This window comes from Massilia sp. Root351 (genome assembly GCF_001425045.1).
In the GTDB taxonomy this organism is placed as follows: Bacteria; Pseudomonadota; Gammaproteobacteria; order Burkholderiales; family Burkholderiaceae_D; genus Rugamonas.
Map to the genome: position 1 here is coordinate 150,053 of NZ_LMDJ01000031.1, position 19,558 is coordinate 169,610.

Consider the following 19,558-nt stretch of genomic DNA (forward strand, 5'->3'; position numbering starts at 1 on the left):
AGACGATGGTAGGGGCTTTTCGGCGGGAATTCCGTTCCCTGCCGCACATAGTCCGGCGGCTTATTCGGCGGCGACCCGGGCTTCGGCGGCGCCGCGGCTGCAGCCGCGCAGGTCGGCGCAGGCTTGCTCGAGGGCGGCGGCGACTTCGGGCAGCGAGTCGATCACCAGTTGCAGTTCGCCGGCGGCGGACAGTTTTTCCAGGTCGTGGCACAGGCTGTGCAGGCCGGTGTCGCTGAGGTAGCCGGCGCTGCCTTTGAGCGCGTGGAAGGCGGCCGACGCGGCGTGGCTCTTGCCGCTGAGGGCGGCGTTGCGGGCCACCTCCAGCCGGCGCGGCGCCTCTTCGAGGAAGGCCTGGGTGATGCGCTGCATGTGTTTCGGCGACAGCCCGGCCAGCGGCATGATGCCGATTTTGCCTTGCGCTGCAGCGCCGCCGCTGGCCGGCTCGACTCCGAACTGCGCGGCCAGCTCGGCCTCGGAGGGCGCCGCAGTCGCCCCATGCGCCGCTGCGCCGGCGGGCGCCGGGCCGGGCGCGGCCAGGGTGTAGCCGGAGTTCCAGGTGCTGCCGTCGTGCGCGGCGGGCTCGGGCGGCGACTCGGGGGCCGGGCCCAGCGGCGGCAAGGTGCGGCCGCGGCTGAGCAGCTGGGCGATGGTCTTCTCGATCTGGTCGTACAGCAGCCGTTCGTCCACCGGCTTGCTGAGGAAGCCGTCCATGCCGACCGCCAGATAGCGCGCGCGGTCGTGGTCGCTGGCATTGGCGGTCAGCGCGATGATGGGCACGCTGGTGTCGCGCACCCGGTAGTCTTCGCTGCCGCCGCGCCGCACCAGGCGCGCGGCCTGTTCGCCGTCCATGGCCGGCATGCGGCCGTCCATCAGCACCAGGTCGTAGTCGCCGGCGCTGAGCGCTTCCAGCGCTTCGATGCCGTTTTCCACCAGCACCACGTCGTGCCCCATGGTTTCCAGCAGCGTGCTGATGATGATCTGGTTGGTGCGCACGTCCTCGGCGCACAGGATGCGCAGGCGGTAGGCGTGGCGCTGTTCGCGCGGCGCGGCCAGCACGTCCGTCTCGGGCGGCACGCCCAGCGTCAGCGGCAAGGTGAAGAAGAAGGTGGAGCCGACGCCGGGCTGGCTGGCCGCGCCGATGTCGCCGCCCATCATTTCCACCAGCTCCTTGCAGATGGCCAGCCCCAGGCCGGTGCCGCCGTAGCGGCGCGTGGTGGACATGTCGGCTTGCTCGAATTTCTGGAACAGCCGTCCCAGCGTGGTTTCGCTGATGCCCGGCCCGGTGTCGCTGATGCTGAAGTGCAGCATGGTGACGCCGCGCTTGTCCTTGCCGGCGGCCGCTTCCAGCCGCACTTCGCCGCGGTCGGTGAACTTGATGGCGTTGCCCAGCAGGTTGAGCAGGATCTGGCGGATGCGGGTGGGGTCGCCCAGCACGTAGCGCGGCAGGTCCAGCGCCAGCTCCCGCCGCAGCAGCAGGCTCTTGGCGTCGGCCTGCGCCTGCAGGATGCCGATCGCTTCGTCGATCAGGGTGCGCAGGTCGACGTTGATGGTTTCGATCGACAGCTTGCCGGCGTCGATCTTGGAGAAGTCGAGGATGTCGTTCAGGATGGCCAGCAGGGCCTCGCTGTTTTGCAGGCCGATGCGCAGGTATTCCTCGGTGCGCCCTTGCACGGTCTGGTCGCGCAGCGCGAATTTGAGCATGCCGATCACGCCGGCCAGCGGGGTGCGGATGTCGTGGCTCATGGCGGACAGGAAGTCGATGCGGTGCCGGCTGACGATTTCGGCGTGCTCCTTGGCCTCGGTCAGTTCGGCGGTGCGCTCGTTGACGCGCTGCTCCAGGTGGTTGCGCAGCAGGCGGATCTGGTCGGCCAGCGCAAACGCCAGCAGGATGCCGTCCAGCGTGCCGCCCAGCAGCGTGAACAGCTGGGCGTTTTCGACGGCGGCCGGAATCAGGCCGACATTGGCGGGCAGGATCAGCAGGCCGGGCAGCATCAGCGCGACGAAGCCGAGCACGAAGAAGCGCGCCGGCTGGTAGCCCTTGCGCCACACGATGATGCCGCTCACCAGGGCCATGCTCATCCAGATCATGATGGCGACGGTGGCCAGCGTGTGCGCCCAGCTCAGCGCAATGAAGCAGCTCGGCAGCAGCACCAGCGGCAGCACGATGTTGATGGTGCTGAGCTTGTAGAGCATAGGCGAGGTGTCGCGCAGCTGCAGGAAGGTGCGGTAGAACAGTGTGCTCAGCACCGGCAGCAGGAAGAAGGGAACGTAGTGCCAGTGCAGGTTGTGCCAGTCGAACAGGTCGGCTGGCAGGTGGAAGGTCAGGCCCCAGCCGGCCGCGTAGCACAGCACGTACAGCGAGTAGTACAGCGGCGAGCGTTCGCGCGTGTAGCTGTAGATGAAAAAATTGAAGATGCCCAGCGCGAGCAAGGCGCCGATGGAACCGATGATGAGGAAGTTTTCGCGCGCCACCAGCTGGCGGTAGGCGTCGCGCTGGGTCACGGCGAACACCGGCGTGCGCGCGTAGTAGGGGCTGCTAAAGCGTATCAGCACGTCGTAGCTTTCGCCCGGCTGCAGCTCGATGTCCTTGCCGTAGTGGAGCAGGTATTCGTGCGGCGCGCGGTAGCCGGACTGCAGTTGCTGCAGCGCGCCGTCCGGACCGTAGATGCGGGTTTCGACGGCGTCGATCAGGGTGTCGTTGGGGTCGATCACCCAGGCGCTGTGGCGCGTGTCGTTGCGCAGGCGGGCATGCAGCCAGTAGCCGCCGCCGAGCAGGTCGACGTCCTTGGCCGGTGTCAGCGTGGCCAGGAAGGCGGGCAGCTCGGCGGCGCCGGCCGGGAAGGGGGCGCCGGCGCGGCCAGCGTGGTACAGGTGGGCGCTGCGCATCAGGTCCAGCGCGCGCGGGCCGGTCAGCACGGCCTGGCCGATGCGGGTGTCGGCCGCGACCGCCTGGCCCGGCGCGCCCGCTTGCGTTTGCGCGGGGGCGGCCAGCATGGCGCACAGCACGGCCAGGGATAGCAAGGCAGGCAGCAAACGCGAGGCGAACAGTGCAGTGTAGCGTATGAAAATCTTGCTGGCTGTACTCATGTTGTTTGCCAAAGGTATCGCGCTGGGATAGTAGAATGGCGTAAATCTTGCCTTATTCTAATCGACTATTCATGGAATCCCTATTTTGATGATCGCTCCCGAACAAATAGTTGCCTTTCTCGCCGCCGCGGTGGTGATCACTGTGTCGCCCGGCCCGGACAACCTGATGGTGCTGGGCGTGGGCATGTCGCGCGGACGGCTCAAGGGCATGGTGTTCGGGCTGGGCTGCGCGCTGGGCTGCCTGACGCACACCCTGCTGGCCACGCTGGGCGTGAGCGCGCTGATTGCGGCCTCGCCGCTGGCGTTTACGGCGCTGAAGGTGCTGGGCGGGGTGTATCTGATCTGGCTGGGCTGGGGCGCGCTGCGCAGCCCGGGCGGCGCGCGCGTGGAGGGCGGCGGCTTGCCGGACGAATCGCTGCTGCGCCTGTTCGGCAAAGGGCTGTTTGCCAACAGTATCAATCCGAAAGTGGTGCTGTTCTTCCTGTCCTTCCTGCCGCAGTTCGTGGTGGCGGGCAACGGGCCGGTGAGCTGGCAGACTGCGCAGCTGGGCCTGCTGTTTACTTTGCAGGCGTGCGTGCTGTTCGGCTTGCTTGGCTATTTCTCGGGCGCCATCGGCAAATGGCTGAACCGCAGCCCGCGCGCCGGGCTGTGGATGGACCGCGTGGCCGGCACCATTTTTGTGGGCCTGGGCATCCGCCTTATCGTGGCGCGCTGAGTTTCCCGCCCACCGCGCTGATGTTGAAGCTGAGCTCGAGCTCGTCCTGCACGGCGAGCGCGCCGCCCATCACCGAAAACGGCTTGATGCCGAAGTCGCTTTGCTTGAGCCTGAACGTGCCGCTGGCGCTGACGCTGTCGGCGCGCGCGGTCAGCGCCGCCGGGATGGCGTAGCGGCGCGTCACGCCGTGCAGCTTGATGTCGGCCTGCAAGGGGCCTTGCGGGGTGGTCACCGCTGTCACTTCCACATAGGGATATTTTTCCGCGTCCAGCACCTTGGTCAGCATATTGCTGCGGGTGCCGGCGATGGCGTCGGCCGTGGTGACGCTGGGCAGCCCGGTTTCGGCGCGCAGCGCGCTTTCATCCACGGTTAATTGGTCCAGGCGGAAGCGGAAGCTGGTACTGCCCGGCTGGCCGTCGGCGGGCGCCGCGGCCTGGCCTTCGATGTGGCGGCTGGCCACCACGTGGTCGTGGCCCAGCTTGGCGAACAGGCCGCCGCGCCGCACCACCACCAGGATGCGGGAATGGCGGGTGTCGATCTGCAGCGGACTGGCGGCGGGCGCCGGCTTGGCCGCCTGGGGCCGTGGGGCCGCCGCGGCCCTGGTCGGGGCTGGCGCCGGGACGGCGGCTGCGGCGGGCGGCGCTGCCGGCGGCGCAGGCGCACAGGCGCCCAGCAATACTGGCAGGAGAACGGCGGAGAATGTGCAGATTGCTAGTGGCTTTTTCGTCATTGTGACTTTTCGAGAGTTTTGCCGGCATTGCTTTGTACTAATCTATGCCGGTGAGCATGAGTAAGCAAGAGCAACCATAGCACCGATGACTGTGCGCTGTCATTTCCCTGTCATAACGCTGTGCGATGATGGTGCTGCTCAAATCTCTCCCGATTTGGATCCCTTGGCCCGCAATGCAACACATTGCGGGTTTTTTTTGTCCGCGCAGTCGCGTACGCTTACCTGAGCTGGAACACGCGCACCACCTGCGCCAGCGCGGCCGCTTCCTGCTGCAGCGAAGCGGCCGCGGCGGCCGCCTGTTCCACCAGCGCCGCGTTCTGCTGCGTCACTTCGTCCATGCGCGTGATGGCCGTGCTGACCTGGGCGATGCCGGCGTTCTGCTCCTGGCTGGCGGCCGAGATCTCGGTCATGATGCCGGTCACGTGGGCCACGCTGGAGACCACTTCGTCCATGGTCGAGCCGGCCTGCTGCACCAGCTTGCTGCCGGCTTCGACCTGTTCGACCGAGGCGTTGATCAGCTCCTTGATTTCCTTGGCCGCCGCCGCGCTGCGCTGGGCCAGGTTGCGCACTTCGGAGGCCACCACGGCGAAGCCGCGCCCTTGTTCGCCGGCGCGCGCCGCTTCCACGGCCGCGTTCAGCGCCAGGATGTTGGTCTGGAAGGCAATGCCGTCGATGACGCTGATGATGTCGACGATTTTGCGCGAAGACTGGTTGATCGAGCCCATGGTGTCCACCACTTGCGACACCACCTGGCCGCCGCGCGCGGCCGTGTCGGACGCGGCCAGCGCCAGGCGGTTGGCTTGCTGCGCATTGTCGGCGTTCTGGCTCACGGTGGAGGTCAGCTGTTCCATGGCGGCGGCAGTCTCCTCCAGGTTGGAGGCTTGCTGCTCGGTGCGCTGGCACAGGTCCTGGTTGCCGGTGGCGATCTGGGTGGTGGCGGTGGCGATGTGCTCGGCGCCTTCGCGCACCTGGCCCACCACGCGCGACAGGTTGCCGCTGATGCCGTTCATCGCGCCGCACAGTTTGCCGATCTCGTCGTTGCTGTTGGTGGCCAGGTTGACCGTCAGGTCGCCCTCGGCGATGCGGCCGGCCGCGCCTTCGGCTTCGGCCAGCGGCCGCGTCACGTAGTTGCGCACCAGGACCATCAGCGCGAAGGCGAAGGCGCCCAGCGCGACAAAGCCGAACAGCACGTAGCGGTTGCGCAGGCGCACCGCGTCCACCGTGATCTCCTCGGTGTAGGCGCCGCCGGCGATCACCCAGTTCCAGTCCGGGAAGGCGGTGTAGGCCACCACCTTTTCGCGCGCGCTGCTCTCGCCGGGGTTCAGCCACGGGTAGCGGATGATGCCTTGCTTCTTCTCCAGGATTTCCTTGATGAATTCGCGGCCGCCGGCGTCCTTGCTCTCGAGGATGTTGGCGCCTTCCTTGGCCGGGTGCACCACCAGGGTGCCGTAGTTCTTGCCCGGGGTGGAGTTGAGCACGTAGAAATAGCCGGTCTGGCCCACTTTGATGGCCTTGATCTTGTCCTTCAGCGCCTGCAGCGGGGCGCTGATATCGACGCCCACGAACAGGATGCCGATCACCTTGCCGCCGGCGTCGCGGATCGGATCGTAGCGCGTCATATAGGTCTTGCCGAACAGGGTGGCCAGGCCGGTGTAGTTTTCGCCTGCGCGCAGCTTGGCGTAGCCGGGGTGGGCCCGGTCCAGCACGGTGCCGATGGCGCGCTCGCCGTTCTCTTTTTTCAGCGAGGTCGAGACGCGCATGAAGTCCTCGCCGGCGGCGGCGAAGATGGTGGCCACGCTGCCGCTGTTGCGCTGGAATTTGTCGGGCACGCTGAAGTCCATATTGACCACCCGCTCGCCGTTCTTCAGCGTGGGCGCCGGCTTGCCATCGACCGGAGTGCTGGTGGCTTGGTCCAGCGTGAACTTGTCGTCGAAGGAGGCGGCCAGCATGCCGGCGTAGCCCGCCGTTTGCGCTTTCAGCGTGGAGTTGAAGATGTCCACCATGTCGGTCACGCCCTTCAGTTCCTGGCCGACGGCGTGGGTGCTGTTGTCTTCCAGCAGATTGGTGGTGGCGTTGCTGATCATCAAGATCAGGATGCCGATGATGGCGCTGACCAGGCCGAAGGTGAACACGGTGATCTTGGCGCCGACGCCCCATTGGCGGGGATCGAATGTGAGCTTACGCATGCTGGGTCCCCTGTCGGATTGTTATTTTTTTACTTATGTTGATTTAATGAAGTTCTAAGCCTTGCCGGACGGATTGCTGGCAAAGTGTCACCTGTAGCGCGCGGCCTCCTCCGCGCGCCAGGTTGCCGTATCCCTTAGATGCGGCACGATATCCCCGCGCTCTAAAAAGCGTTTTGACCGGCTCCCTCCAAAGATCGCCGGTCTTTTTTTGCCCGTTGTACCGGACAACCCAGTTTCGCCTACACTGGCGTGCACTGCAACTAAAAAGGGGCGTTCCGATGATAGACCTGTACACCGCAGCAACACCCAACGGCCACAAGATTTCGATCGCGCTGGAAGAACTGGCGCTGCCCTATGAAATGCACGTGCTGGACCTGGCGGCAAACGTGCAAAAAGAGCCATGGTTCCTGGCCATCAACCCGAACGGCCGCATCCCGGCCATCGTCGACCGCGCAGCCGATCACTTCGCCGTGTTCGAGTCCGGCGCCATCCTGGTCTACCTGGCCGAAAAGACCGGGCGCCTGATGCCGTCCGATGCCAAGGGCCGCTCGCAGGTGCTGCAATGGCTGATGTTCCAGATGGGCGGCGTCGGCCCCATGATGGGTCAGGCCAATGTGTTCCACCGCTACTTCCCTGAAAAGATCCAGGCCGCCATCGACCGCTACCAGGGCGAGAGCAAGCGGCTGTTCCGCGTGCTGGACGGCCACCTGGCGCAGCACGAGTACCTGGCCGGCGACTATTCGATTGCCGACATCGCCAACTGGGCCTGGGTGCGCACGCACAGCTGGTCCGGCGTGGACGTGGACGGCCTGCCGCACCTGCAGCGCTGGCTGGCGCTGGTGGGCGAGCGGCCCGCTGTGCGGCGCGGCATCCAGTTGCCGCCGTCGAAACTGGATCGCGGCGCCAGCCCCGAAAAAGCCGAGCAATTTGCAGCCGAAGCGCGCAAAATGCTGGAAACCGGTCAATCACGCGAGCAAGGCGTCTAGAGCATGAAACTGTACACGAGCGCGCGCGCGCCCAATCCCCGCCGGGTGGCGATGTTCCTGGCCGAGAAGGGCGTCAGCCTGGACACCCAGCTGATCGACCTGGGCAAGCTGGAGAACCGCAGCGAGGCCTTCCTGGCCAAGAATCCCTTCGGCCGCGTGCCGGTGCTGGAGCTGGACGACGGCCGCGTGCTGTGCGAAACGCGCGCCATCTGTTCCTATCTTGAAGGCGCTTTTCCCGAACCTAACCTGATGGGGGAGGGCTTCGAGGAGCGCGCGTTCATCGAGATGGCGGACCGCCGCGTGGAATTGCACGTGTTCGCCGGCATTGCCAACTGCGTGCGCCACACGCACCCGGGCCTGGCGGCGCTGGAGCAGCCGCAGTTTCCGGAGTACGGCGCGGCGCAGGGCGAGAAGATGCGCGAGTGGGCGCGCTGGCTGGACCAGACCCTGGCCACGCAGCCATACGTGGCGGGGCAGCGCTTCACCATCGCCGACATCACGGCGTTCTGCGCCATGGAGTTCGCGCGCGGGCTGATGAAGTTCCGCCCGGGGGCGGAGGGCATGGAGCACCTGCAAGCCTGGCGCGACCGCGTCGCCGAGCGTCCCAGCGCGGCGGCGGGGTGATCCCCGGGCCATGAGCGCCGCGCGCCCGTCCGGCCGGTTCGCCACGCGGCGGCGGGTGCTGCGCGGGGCACTTTCCCTTGCCGGGACAGCCAGCGCGGGCAGCACCGGTGCTGCTGCCGCTGCGCCGGCGGCGCCGGCGGCGGCTGTGCTCAAGGTGGTGATCTTTGCGCTGGTCCCGTTCGGCATGCTGGACGCGGCGGGCCAGCCGGCCGGCGTTGCGGTCGAGCTGCAGAAGGCGCTGGCGCAGGAAAGCGGTCTGCCGATGGCCATACAGCTGGTGCCCTATCCGCGCGCCATCGCCATGGTGGCGGCGGGCGACGCTGACCTGGTGTTCAGTTTCCAGAATCAGCAACTGCAGGCACATGCGCACACGCTAGGCATGATTGCCAGCGGCGACGTGGTGGTGGTCGGCCGCGCGGGCAGCCGCTATGGCAGCCGGGCCGATTTGCGCGGCAAGAAGCTGGGCCACATCCGAGGCGCGCACTACGACGCGCAGCTGCAGTCCGATCCCGCCATCGCACGCTACGAGGCGGTCTCGTACGAACAAATGGTGAAGATGCTGGTGGAAGGACGCTTCGATGCGGTGCTGGGCGCGCGCCTGTCGATACTGCACACGCTGCGCCTGCTGGGCATGCCGCGCGGAAGGCTGGGGCCGGAGCTGGTGGTCGGCAGGCGGGACATGCTGGTCCACTACGCCAACAAGCGCTACGACCCGCAGATCGCCGCCAGGCTGGAGCGCGCGCTGGCCGCCATGCGCGCGCGCGGCACGGCGGCCGCGCTGATGAAACCCTACGAGGACGGCAGCGCGCCGTAGCGCCCTTTACAGCGCCTGGCGGTCCAGCCAGGCATCCACTTCCGGCATGCGGTCCCGGATCACGGCGGCGCGGTACTGCATGCGCGACACGGCCGTGTTGGTCTGGCTGCGCGCAGTGGCCGGCAAATTGGCGTCGGCGTAGGCCTTCAGCTTGTCCACCATGGCAGGATTGGCCGAGCCGCCCGCCAGGGCCGGGAAGTAGCCGGCGCGCGAGCTGCTTTCCACCAGCCCGTTCACCTTGGGCAGGTTGGCCAGCGCGAAGTCGAAGGCGCGTTCGCTGTGCTCCTGCGCCACGGCGGCGATGATGCCGGAGCCGATGGTGGCGTCCGGCTCGCCGCTGACGGCCAACTCCAGCGCGCGCTGCGCCAGCGCCGGATCGATGGTCTGTCCCAGCAGGCCGTAAAGCTCGGCCTTGACGATGGAGGACTGCTCCGCCCTGGCTGCCGCGTGCAGCTGCTCCCACACGCGGCTATCGGCATTGCGCGCCACCACGCCCAGCACCACGCGGCGCAACGCCGGCGGCAGCGCCGCCTTGTCGCCGGCCAGCGAGGCGTCGTAGCGGCGGCGCGCTTCGACCATCACCTCGTCGTCGCCCAGCGCACCGAGCGTGTAGATCAGCTGCTCGCGCAAGATGGCGGTGGGGGCGGCCTCGCCGCTGCGCGCTTCCCAGCCCACGCGGGCCAGTACCGGCGCCAGGCGCGAGATGGCGAAGGCCGACAGTTTGGCGCGCGTGGCCTCGTTGTCGCGCGCGTAGATGCGTACCTCGTCGAACATGCGGGCGATGCGGCCCCACACTTGCGGCGCGGCGTCCACCGGCGTGGCGCGCGCCAGGCCCAGGGCGTCGGAGGCGGGCTGCTTGCCGGCCAGGCCCAGTGCCCAGCTTTCCGTCATCAGTCCGAGCTGGTCCAGCGGGGCCAGCTTGTCGAAGCTGGCCGCCAGCGCGGCGTAGGCCTTGGGCGCGTACACCGTGCGGTAGTAGCCGGCCTGGCCCGCGTTCACCAGCACCGGACCGCAGCCGGGCAGCGTGACGGTGGCTTTGCCGCCACTGACCACGGTGCGGCTGGCATCGGCCGCACCCACGGTCTTGGCCAGCACCGGTACGCGCCACGACAGGGCCTTCTTGTTCGGCTTGTCCTTGCTGTATTCGCCCTGGGTCAGCGTTACGCTGGTCTTGCCGTTGCGGCAGCTGTACTCGGACACGCGGATCAGCGGCACGCCCGGCTGCAGCGTGAAGTCGTGCGCGATGGCTTTCACCGGCTTGCTGGCGGCGCGCTCGATGTGCTGCCACAGCTGGTCCGACACGGCGTTGCCGTAGGCATGGGCCTTGATGTAGCTGCGCACGCCGGCGCGCCAGGCTTCCTCGTCCACGTAGTTTTCCAGCATGTTGATGACGGCGCCGCCCTTGGCGTAGGTGATCTCGTCGAACGCCGCATGCGCTTCCTCCACCGTGGCCACGCGCTGCACCACCGGGTGGGTGGTGGCCAGCGCATCGCGTTCGATGGCCGAGTTGCGCCCGGCCACGCGGTTCAGCGAGGTTTGCCATTCCGGGTGCTGCAGCGCGGTGGTGCGGCCCGCCATCCAGGTGGCGAAGCCTTCGTTGAGCCACAGGTCGTCCCACCAGCGCATGGTGACCAGGTTGCCAAACCACTGGTGCGCGGTTTCATGGGCGGCGATGCCGAACGCGGCCTGCTTGTCGGCCTGGGTGGCGATGGCCGGGTCGAGCAGCATCACCGTTTCAAAGCTCATGATGGCGCCCCAGTTTTCCATCGCCCCGAAAAACTGGCTGCGGCCGGGGGCTGCCACGTTGTCCAGCTTGGGCAGCGGGTAGGGGTGGGCGAAGTAGTCGTTGTACTCGCGTAGCACCGCTTTCGACGAATCGAGCACGAATTGCGCTTGCGGCAGGCGGCCCTTGACGGTGACCACACCCAGCTCGGTGCCGCCCTCGGTGGCGGTGGCGCGCTCGAAGTCGCCCAGGCCGAAGAACAGCAGGTAGGTGGACATGCTGGGCGTGGTGGCAAAGCGCACCAGCTTGCGGCCGCCATCGATGGCGGTGCTGCTCGCCACCGGCATGTTGGACACGGCCATCTGCTCGGCCGGCACGTCCGCTTCCAGCGCGAAGGTGGCGCGGAAGGCCGGTTCGTCCCACGACGGCACCATGCGGCGCGCGTCGGCCGCCTCGAACTGGGTGTACAGCGCGCGCTTCCTGCCGGCTGGGCTGTCATAGTCAAGCGAGAACAGGCCGGCGGCCTGGTTGCCGATCTTGCCGCTGTAGTCGATGGCCAGCTGGTAGCTGCCCTTGGCCAGCGGCTGGGCGAAAGTCAGGGTGGCGGTCTGCTTGCCGGCGTCGAGCGCGATGCCGGCGGCCTGCTGCACCGCTTGCCCTGGGCCGGCGGCGATGCTGGCGCTGGCCAGCGCCAGGTCCAGCGCGTGCAGCGTGATGGCGGAGGTGGGCTGCAGCACCTCGATGGCGATCACCACGCGCGCGCTGAAGCTGGCCGCCTGCGCATCCGGCTTGAGGGAGATGGCGTAGTGGCTGGGGCGCACGTTGCGCGGCAGTTGGGTCGTGGCCAGGCTGTCCGCGCCGGCAGCGCCTTTGCCGGGTTTGGCCGGTTTCGCTTTGGCGGCCTTGGCGGTTTCGGCGGCCTGCGCCGGCGCGGCTGCGGCAAGCGCAGTCAATGACAGGATGGCGGCTGAAATCAGACTGCGCTGCATGCGGTGCTCCAAGGATGATTTTTCAAGTGAGCAATGTAGCCGCATTGGGCAGCGCGGTCAATGTGCGGCGTGTTGCACGGCGTCTTGTGCGCCATGCGGCTCAGGCATGGGGAGCAGCATGGTCAGCTTCAGGTCTTGGCGCCGGGCCAAATGCAGCGTTACCTGCTGATAGCCCAGCGCGCCGCGTGCCGGATGCTGGAATCGGCGCACGCCGCCTTCGCGGCCCAGCACGTCCTGCAAGTTCCACAGTTCACGGAACTCGCAGCTGTCGCGTGCGAGTTCCGCGATCAGCGAGGCCAGCGGCTCCTGGCCGGCGTGCTGGGCCGTGTCGGCGCGGAATTCCGCCACCAGGCGCTGCGCGCGGTGCGGCCAGTCCACAATCAGGTTGCGCGCGGCGCGCTGGCAGAACATAAAGCGCAGCAGATTCGGTGGCCGGCCGTGCTGGTCCGCGCCGCCGTCCAGCCATCCGGCAAACAAGGCTGCGGCGTCCGCATTCCACGCGGCGGCATCCCATTGCAGGTCCAGCACGTAGGCTGGCGCTTGCACTGCCTGCACGATGGCGTCCAGCTCGCGCGCCGTGCCGTCTTCCTGTCCGCCATGCGCGCCATGCATGGCCCGCTGCGGGTCCAGCCGCTCGGCCAGGCTGAACAGGTACGCCCGCTCGGCGCCGCTCAGCTGCAGCACATCGGCCAGCCGCGCCAGCATCTGGGCGGAAGCTGCCACCTGCCGGCCCTGCTCCAGCCAGGTCAGCCAGGTAGGGCTGATCTCGCACAGCTGGGCCAGCTCTTCGCGCCGCAAGCCGGGCGTGCGGCGCCGCCCGCCGCCGGGCAAGCCCGCGCTTTGCGGACTGACGCGCTCGCGGTGGCTGCGGATGAATTCTCCCAGTTTATTGGTCGTCATCGTGTGCATGGCAGCATTTATACCAGGATAAGTTGTGGTCTTGTTACAGGATAAAAGCCCGCCTATTCTGCAACAACTCGTCCCTTCATGGAGAATTAAATGCAACAACAAAGCTATGTAGCCCAGCAATTCGGCAATACCGCCAGCAGCTATCTGAGCAGCAGCGTCCACGCGCAAGGGGCGGACCTGGCGGCGCTGCACGCCATCGCCCAGGGCATGCCGGCGCCCCGTGTGCTGGACCTGGGCTGCGGCGCCGGCCACGCCAGTTTCGCCGTGGCGCCGGCCGCGCAATCGGTGGTGGCCTACGATTTGTCAGCGCAAATGCTGGACGTGGTGGCTGCCGCAAGCCGGGAACGGGGCCTGCGGAATATCGGCACGCGCCAGGGGGACGTTGGCAAACTGCCGTTCGCCGACGCCAGTTTCGAGCTGGTGGTGACGCGCTTTTCCGCCCACCACTGGCCGGACGTGCAGGCTGCCCTGCACGAGGTGCGGCGGGTGCTGTGCGCCGGCGGCCGCCTTGTCGTCATCGATATCGTTGCGCCGCAAGCTGCGCTGTTCGACAGCACGCTGCAGGCCGTGGAGCTGCTGCGCGATGGCTCGCACGTGCGCGACTACCGGGTGTGCGAATGGGGTGCCAAGCTGGGAAACGCCGGTTTCGCGCATCAGTTGTCGCGCCAGTGGAAGCTGAGGATGCAGTTTGGCGAATGGGTGGCGCGCATGCGCACGCCCGAACTGCGTGTGCAGGCGATCCGCAGCCTGTTTGACACGGCGCCGGACGAGGCGCGCGCGTATTTCAGCGTGCAGGAGGACTATTCCTTCGACATCGACGCCGCCATGTTCGATGCCGTTTGCGCGCCGCAGGAGATTTACTGACGGCGCCCGGGCCGCGCCGCTAGGCGATGCGCTTGTACCAGGGCTGCAGCGGCAGCAAGGGCCGGTAGAAGGCGGCCAGGGCTTCGCTTTCGTCGAACTGGCGGTCCAGTGCCAGCACGCCAAACGGCGCCAGGCTGGCGTGGAACAGCTGCAGCACGCGCTGGCGCAGCAGCGGGCCGAAGTCGGGCAGGGCGCGGCGGCAGACGATGAGGTTGAATTCGTTGAAAGAGGCGTCCGTCACCAGGTTGTATTGCGCCCAGGTGATGCGGCTGCGCAGCTGCGGCAGCAGCACGGCGCGCCGGCCAACCACCTGGAAGTGGTCCATCAGGCGTCCGTGGCCCGCGCCGGCATGGTCATAGCTGGCCTGGCATTCGGCCACGCGCTCGAGCGGAATGGAGGCGTCCTGGGCTTCGGCCAGCAGCGCGTCGCTGGCGACGGTGCAATGCAGCTCGGTGCGCGCCAGCAGGCCTTGTTCGGCCAGCAGCACGGCCAGCGTCCAGGCCTGCTCGGCGCCGGCGCAGTCGGCCAGCCAGACCTTGGGCAGCGCCGCGCCGTGCAGGCAGGCGGCGGAGGCCTGGCGCAGCAGGCGCGCTTCTTCGGGATCATCGAACATGGTTGCCGGCGGCACGTGCAGCGCGCGCAGCACGGCGCTGGCGGCGCCGGGGTCGTGCAGCACCTGGCCTTGCAAGGCTGACAGCGTGCGCAGGCTGCGTTGCTGCAGCACGCCGCGCAGCTTGCGCCGCAGGATGGCGCGGTCGTGGCCCCGGAAGTCGTAGCCGTAGCGCTGGAACAGCGCTTCGGCCAGCAAGTCCAGTTCCAGTTCCTCGACTTCCGGCGGCGCGTCGCGCCGCATCGGGGACACATTTGTCATCGCGCGCTCATCAGTGCAGCCAGACCCGCATCAGCGACAGCAGCTGCGCCACGTCCACCGGCTTGGTGATGTAGTCGGAGGCGCCGGCGGCGATGCACTTGTCGCGGTCGCCCTTCATGGCCTTGGCGGTCAGCGTGATGATGGGCAGCGACTTGAACTTCGGTATGCGGCGGATGGCGCGCATGGTGTCGTAGCCGTCCATCTCCGGCATCATGATGTCCATCAGGACGATCTCGATGGTCGGATCGCGCTCCAGCACTTCGATGCCGTCGCGTCCGTTCTCGGCGAAGGACACCTGCATCTGCTGGCGCTCCAGCAGCGAGGACAGCGCGAAGATGTTGCGCAGGTCGTCGTCGACGATCAGCACCTTGCGCCCGGCCAGGCCGCTGTCGGCAGCGTGGATCTCTTCCAGCATGCGGCGCTGCAGCTCCGGCAGGCTGGCCTGGGAGCGGTGCAGGAACAGCGCCGTCTCGTCCAGCAGGCGCTCCGGCGAGCGGGCGTCCTTGATGACGATGGTCTTGGCGTAGCGTTTCAGCTTGGCCACTTCCTTGCGGTCCAGCTCTTTCGCCGTGTTGATTACGATGGGCAGGTCGCGCAGCGAGGAATCCTTGCCGATGATGTCGAGCAGGTCGAAGCCGCTGATGTCGGGCAGCGTCAGGTCCAGCACCATGCAGTCGAAGTGGTTGTCGCGCAGCGCCTGCAGCGCGCGCTCGCCGGTGTCCACCGCCACGATGCGCAGGTCGGAGTCGCCGATCAGGCTGACGATGGCGTCGCGCTGGTGCTGCTCGTCGTCCACCACCAGCAGGCTGCGTTTGCCGCCCAGCAGGAACTTCTGGATGCGGGTGAATTCCTCGTGCAGCGCGTCCTTGCTGACCGGCTTGTTCAGGTAGGAGATGGCGCCCTGGCGCAGCGCGCGTTCGCGCTCGCGCAGGCTGGACATCACGTGCACCGGGATATGGCGCGTGCTCGGGTCGCGCTTCAGGCGGTCCAGCACCGTGAAGCCGTCGATGTCGGGCAGGTCGATGTCGAGCAGGATGGCCGACGGCAGGTAGTCGCGCGCCAGCGACAGCGCCGAGTCGCCTTTGTGCGTGACGATGCCCTTGAAGTTCTTCTCGCGCGCGTATTCCAGCACGACCTTGGCGAAGCGCTCGTCGTCCTCGATGATGAGCACCGACGGGTCGCCGGCCGCCACCAGCCCGCGGTCGTCGATGGTGGCGCTGTAGATGGAGAGGTCGGCTTCCGGCTCCGCGATGGTTTCCACTTCCTGCGCCGGCGGCATGTAGACCACCTGCGGCGGCTGTACCGGTGCGCGCGTCGGCGGCTGGCGGCTCAGGTCGTAGTTGATGAATCCTGCGCGGTTGTAGGGCAGGAACAGGGTGAAGGTGGAACCACTGCCGACCACCGATTCGACGCGGATCTCGCCGCCCAGCAGGCGCGCCAGTTCGCGCGAGATCGACAGGCCCAGGCCGGTGCCGCCGTATTTGCGGGCGGTGGAGCCGTCGGCCTGCTGGAACGCTTCGAAGATCAGCTGCAGCTTGTCGGAGGCGATGCCGACGCCGGTGTCGGTGACGGCGAAGGCCAGCACCGCGTCCGCGTGCAGCAGGTTGGGGTGGTCGCTGCTGAAGCCACTGGTCACCAGGCCGATGGCCAGCGACACCTGGCCGTGGTTGGTGAACTTGAAGGCGTTCGACAGCAGGTTTTTCAGCACCTGCTGCAAGCGCGTGGTGTCGGTCATCACGGCGGTCGGCAGGTTGTCCGACAGTTCCACCGTGAAACCGAGGTGCTTGGCTTCTGCCATGTGGCGGAAGGTGCGGTCGACGTAGTTGCGCAGGTTGGCGAAGCGGTATTCGGACACATCCAGCGTGACGGTGCCGGATTCGATCTTCGACAAGTCCAGGATGTCGTTAATCAGCGTCAGCAGGTCCGAGCCGGAGCCGTGGATGGTCTTGGCGAACTCCACCTGCTTGCCGGACAGGTTGCCCTCGGGGTTGTCGCCCAGCTGTTGCGCCAGGATCAGCAGCGAATTTAGCGGCGTGCGCAGCTCGTGCGACATATTGGCCAGGAACTCGGACTTGTACTTGGACGACAGCGCCAGCTGGGTGGCTTTCTCTTCCAGCGCCAGCTTGGCTTGTTCCACCTCGCGGTTCTTGCGCTCCACCTCGATATTCTGTTCGGACAGCAGGCGGGCTTTTTCGGCCAGTTCCTGGTTGGTCTGCTGCAGTTCCTGCGCCAGCGACTGCGACTGCGTCAGCAGCGATTCGGTGCGGCTGTTCGCTTCGATGGTGTTGAGCACCACGCCGATCGACTCCATCAGCTGGTCCAGGAAGGACAGGTGGGTCTCGGTGAAGCGGTCCAGCGATGCGATCTCGATCACCGCCTTGACCTGCTGCTCGAACAGGATGGGCAGCACCACGATATTGGTCGGCGGCGCCGCGCCCAGGCCGGACGAGACCACGATGTAGTCGCGCGGCACGTCGGTCAGCCAGATGCGGACCTTCTCCAGCGCGCACTGGCCGACCAGGCCCTCGCCCGGCAGGAAGGAGGTCGGCAGCTTGCGGCTGGAACGGTAGCCGTAGCTGGCGATCATGCGCAGGCGGGCGTCGGTTTCCTGCGAGTCCATCATGTAGAACACGCCGTGGTGGGCCGACACCAGCGGCGCCAGTTCGGACAGGATCAGCTTGGTCACGGCCTGCAAGTCGCGCTGGCCCTGCAGCAATCGGGTGAAGCGCGCCAGGTTGGTCTTCAGCCAGTCCTGCTGCGCATTTTTCTGCGTGGTTTCCTTCAGGTTGCGGATCATCTCGTTGATGTTGTCCTTCAGGTAGGACACCTCGCCGCGCGCCTCCACCTGGATGGAACGGGACAAGTCGCCGCGCGTCACGGCGGTCGCCACCTCGGCAATCGCGCGCACCTGGTTGGTCAGGTTGGCGGCCAGCTGGTTCACGTTCTCGGTCAAGTCCTTCCAGGTGCCGGCCACGCCGGACACGTTGGCCTGGCCGCCCAGCTTGCCCTCGGTACCGACCTCGCGCGCCACGCGCGTGACTTCCGATGCGAAGGACGACAATTGGTCCACCATCACGTTGATGGTGTCTTTCAGTTCCAGGATCTCGCCCTTGACGTCCACCGTGATTTTCTTGGACAAGTCGCCGCGCGCCACGGCGGTGGTCACCGCCGCGATGTTGCGCACCTGGCCCGTCAGGTTCGATGCCATGAAGTTCACGTTGTCGGTCAAGTCCTTCCAGGTGCCGCCCACGCCGGGCACGTAGGCCTGGCCGCCCAGCTTGCCCTCGGTGCCCACTTCCCGCGCCACGCGCGTTACTTCCGAGGCGAAGGAGGACAATTGGTCCACCATCACGTTGATGGTGTTTTTCAGTTCCAGGATTTCGCCCTTCACGTCCACCGTGATCTTTTTCGACAGGTCGCCGTTCGCCACGGCGGTGGTCACTTCCGCGATATTCCGTACCTGGCCGGTCAGGTTACCCGCCATCGAGTTCACGCCGTCGGTCAAGTCCTTCCAGGTCCCGGCCACGCCGGGCACGTTGGCCTGGCCGCCCAGCTTGCCCTCGGTGCCGACTTCCCTGGCCACCCGCGTTACCTCGGAGGCGAAGGAGTTCAGCTGGTCCACCATCACGTTGATGGTGTTTTTCAGTTCCAGGATCTCTCCCTTCACGTCCACCGTGATCTTTTTCGACAAGTCGCCGTTCGCCACGGCGGTGGTCACGTCCGCGATGTTGCGCACCTGGCCGGTCAGGTTACCCGCCATGGAGTTTACCGAGTCGGTCAAGTCCTTCCAGGTGCCGGCCACGCCCTTCACCTGCGCCTGGCCGCCCAGCTTGCCCTCGGTACCCACCTCGCGCGCCACCCGCGTCACCTCGGATGCGAAGGAGGACAGTTGGTCCACCATCACGTTGATGGTGTTTTTCAGTTCCAGGATCTCGCCCTTCACGTCCACCGTGATCTTCTTGGACAAGTCGCCGTTCGCCACGGCGGTGGTCACCGCCGCGATGTTGCGCACCTGGCCCGTGAGGTTGGACGCCATGAAGTTCACGTTGTCGGTCAAGTCCTTCCAGGTGCCGCCTACGCCGGGCACGTAGGCCTGGCCGCCCAGCTTGCCTTCGGTGCCCACCTCGCGCGCCACGCGCGTTACTTCCGAGGCGAAGGAGCGCAGCTGGTCCACCATCACGTTGATGGTGTCCTTCAGCTGCAGGATCTCGCCGCGCACGTCCACCGTGATTTTCTTGGACAAGTCGCCGTTGGCCACGGCGGTGGTCACTTCGGCGATGTTGCGCACCTGGGAGGTGAGGTTGCCGGCCATGGAGTTCACCGAGTCGGTCAAGTCCTTCCACGTGCCGGCCACGCCTTTCACCTGTGCCTGGCCGCCCAGCTTGCCCTCGGTACCCACTTCGCGCGCCACGCGCGTCACTTCGGAGGAGAACGAAGACAGCTGCTCCACCATGGTGTTGGCGGTGGTGGCCGCGCGCAGGTACTGGCCCTTGAGCGGATGGCCGTCCACTTCCAGCGCCATGGTCTGCGACAGGTCGCCTTTCGCCACCGCGCCGATCACGCGCGCCATTTCGGTGGTGGGGCGCACCAGGTCGTCGATCAGCGTGTTGACGGAGCTCAGGATGGTCTGCCAGCCGCCGGTCACGTTGGGCACCAGCGCGCGCTGCGTCAGGCGGCCTTCGCGGCCCACCACGCGGCTCACCTCGGTGACCACTTTGACCATTTTTTCCTTGGTCTCGATGATCTCATTGAGCGTGTCGGCGATCTTGCCCGGCATGCCAGTCCAGTCGGACGGCATGCGTACCGTAAAGTCGCCTTTTTTCAGGGCCATCAAGGTCTGCAGCAGCAGCTTGATGTCCAGTTCCTCGGCAAAGTCGGTCATGTTGTTCATCGGCGGAAATCCTCGGCAGGGGGAGCGGATATGGACGTAAAAGATACTCCGCTAAATAGCGGAGTCAAGCAGTCGTTGCACGCAGCAACACGCTGCAAAAATAGTTAGTTTAGCAATAAGGCAATACTGTTGGGAACTATTTCCAAAGATAAAACTTTCTGTCTTTCCG

The 19,558-nt window shown here is 66.7% G+C and carries 12 protein-coding genes; 5 read left to right on the forward strand and 7 right to left on the reverse strand.

Going from position 1 to position 19,558, the window contains the following annotated elements:
- Positions 1 to 60: 60 nt before the first annotated feature.
- Complete coding sequence (locus ASD15_RS20735) at positions 61 to 3,087, reverse strand: hybrid sensor histidine kinase/response regulator (RefSeq protein WP_057156930.1); 3,027 nt, start codon at positions 3,085 to 3,087, stop codon at positions 61 to 63.
- A gap of 88 nt (positions 3,088 to 3,175) precedes the next feature.
- Here ASD15_RS20735 and ASD15_RS20740 point away from each other — a divergent pair, with 88 nt between their 5' ends.
- Positions 3,176 to 3,802, forward strand: coding sequence for a LysE family translocator (locus ASD15_RS20740; protein ID WP_200954025.1), 627 nt, complete (start codon positions 3,176 to 3,178; stop codon positions 3,800 to 3,802).
- Here the strand turns inward: ASD15_RS20740 and ASD15_RS20745 are convergent.
- Positions 3,786 to 4,532 carry a YceI family protein gene (locus ASD15_RS20745; protein WP_057156932.1) on the reverse strand — a complete coding sequence of 249 codons (747 nt, stop codon included), beginning with the start codon at positions 4,530 to 4,532 and terminating at the stop codon, positions 3,786 to 3,788. The genes ASD15_RS20740 and ASD15_RS20745 overlap by 17 nt on opposite strands.
- Positions 4,533 to 4,750: 218 nt before the next feature.
- Entirely contained in the window at positions 4,751 to 6,718 is a 1,968-nt protein-coding gene (locus ASD15_RS20750) for a methyl-accepting chemotaxis protein (protein WP_057156933.1), read from the reverse strand.
- 278 nt (positions 6,719 to 6,996) lie between these two features.
- Here ASD15_RS20750 and ASD15_RS20755 point away from each other — a divergent pair, with 278 nt between their 5' ends.
- The 3 genes from ASD15_RS20755 to ASD15_RS20765 are packed head-to-tail and all read left to right on the forward strand — an operon-like array spanning position 6,997 to position 9,142.
- The gene (locus ASD15_RS20755) at positions 6,997 to 7,704 is read left to right on the forward strand and encodes a glutathione S-transferase family protein (RefSeq protein ID WP_057156934.1); all 708 of its coding nucleotides are present in this window, start codon (positions 6,997 to 6,999) and stop codon (positions 7,702 to 7,704) included.
- Between the two features lie 3 nt (positions 7,705 to 7,707).
- Positions 7,708 to 8,328: a glutathione S-transferase family protein gene (locus tag ASD15_RS20760; protein WP_057156935.1), complete on the forward strand. Its 621-nt coding sequence runs from the start codon at positions 7,708 to 7,710 to the stop codon at positions 8,326 to 8,328.
- A gap of 10 nt (positions 8,329 to 8,338) precedes the next feature.
- A complete protein-coding gene (locus ASD15_RS20765; protein ID WP_082552009.1) occupies positions 8,339 to 9,142 on the forward strand; it encodes an ABC transporter substrate-binding protein in 804 nt (267 codons plus the stop codon).
- A 6-nt stretch (positions 9,143 to 9,148) separates the two neighbouring features.
- Here the strand turns inward: ASD15_RS20765 and ASD15_RS20770 are convergent, their stop codons facing one another.
- Positions 9,149 to 11,854, reverse strand: coding sequence for a M1 family metallopeptidase (locus tag ASD15_RS20770; RefSeq protein WP_057157312.1), 2,706 nt, complete (start codon positions 11,852 to 11,854; stop codon positions 9,149 to 9,151).
- 57 nt (positions 11,855 to 11,911) lie between these two features.
- Positions 11,912 to 12,754, reverse strand: coding sequence for a helix-turn-helix transcriptional regulator (locus ASD15_RS20775; RefSeq protein ID WP_373888197.1), 843 nt, complete (start codon positions 12,752 to 12,754; stop codon positions 11,912 to 11,914).
- 99 nt (positions 12,755 to 12,853) lie between these two features.
- Between ASD15_RS20775 and ASD15_RS20780 the strand changes: the two genes are divergently transcribed.
- Positions 12,854 to 13,627: a methyltransferase domain-containing protein gene (locus tag ASD15_RS20780; protein ID WP_057156938.1), complete on the forward strand. Its 774-nt coding sequence runs from the start codon at positions 12,854 to 12,856 to the stop codon at positions 13,625 to 13,627.
- 19 nt (positions 13,628 to 13,646) lie between these two features.
- On the opposite strand, the gene ASD15_RS20785 is transcribed toward ASD15_RS20780, so the two are convergent.
- Entirely contained in the window at positions 13,647 to 14,498 is an 852-nt protein-coding gene (locus ASD15_RS20785) for a CheR family methyltransferase (RefSeq protein ID WP_082552010.1), read from the reverse strand.
- Between the two features lie 10 nt (positions 14,499 to 14,508).
- Positions 14,509 to 19,389 (reverse strand): HAMP domain-containing protein, encoded by a 4,881-nt coding sequence (locus tag ASD15_RS20790; protein WP_057156940.1) that lies wholly within the window; start codon positions 19,387 to 19,389, stop codon positions 14,509 to 14,511.
- Between the last annotated feature and the right edge of the window lie 169 nt (positions 19,390 to 19,558).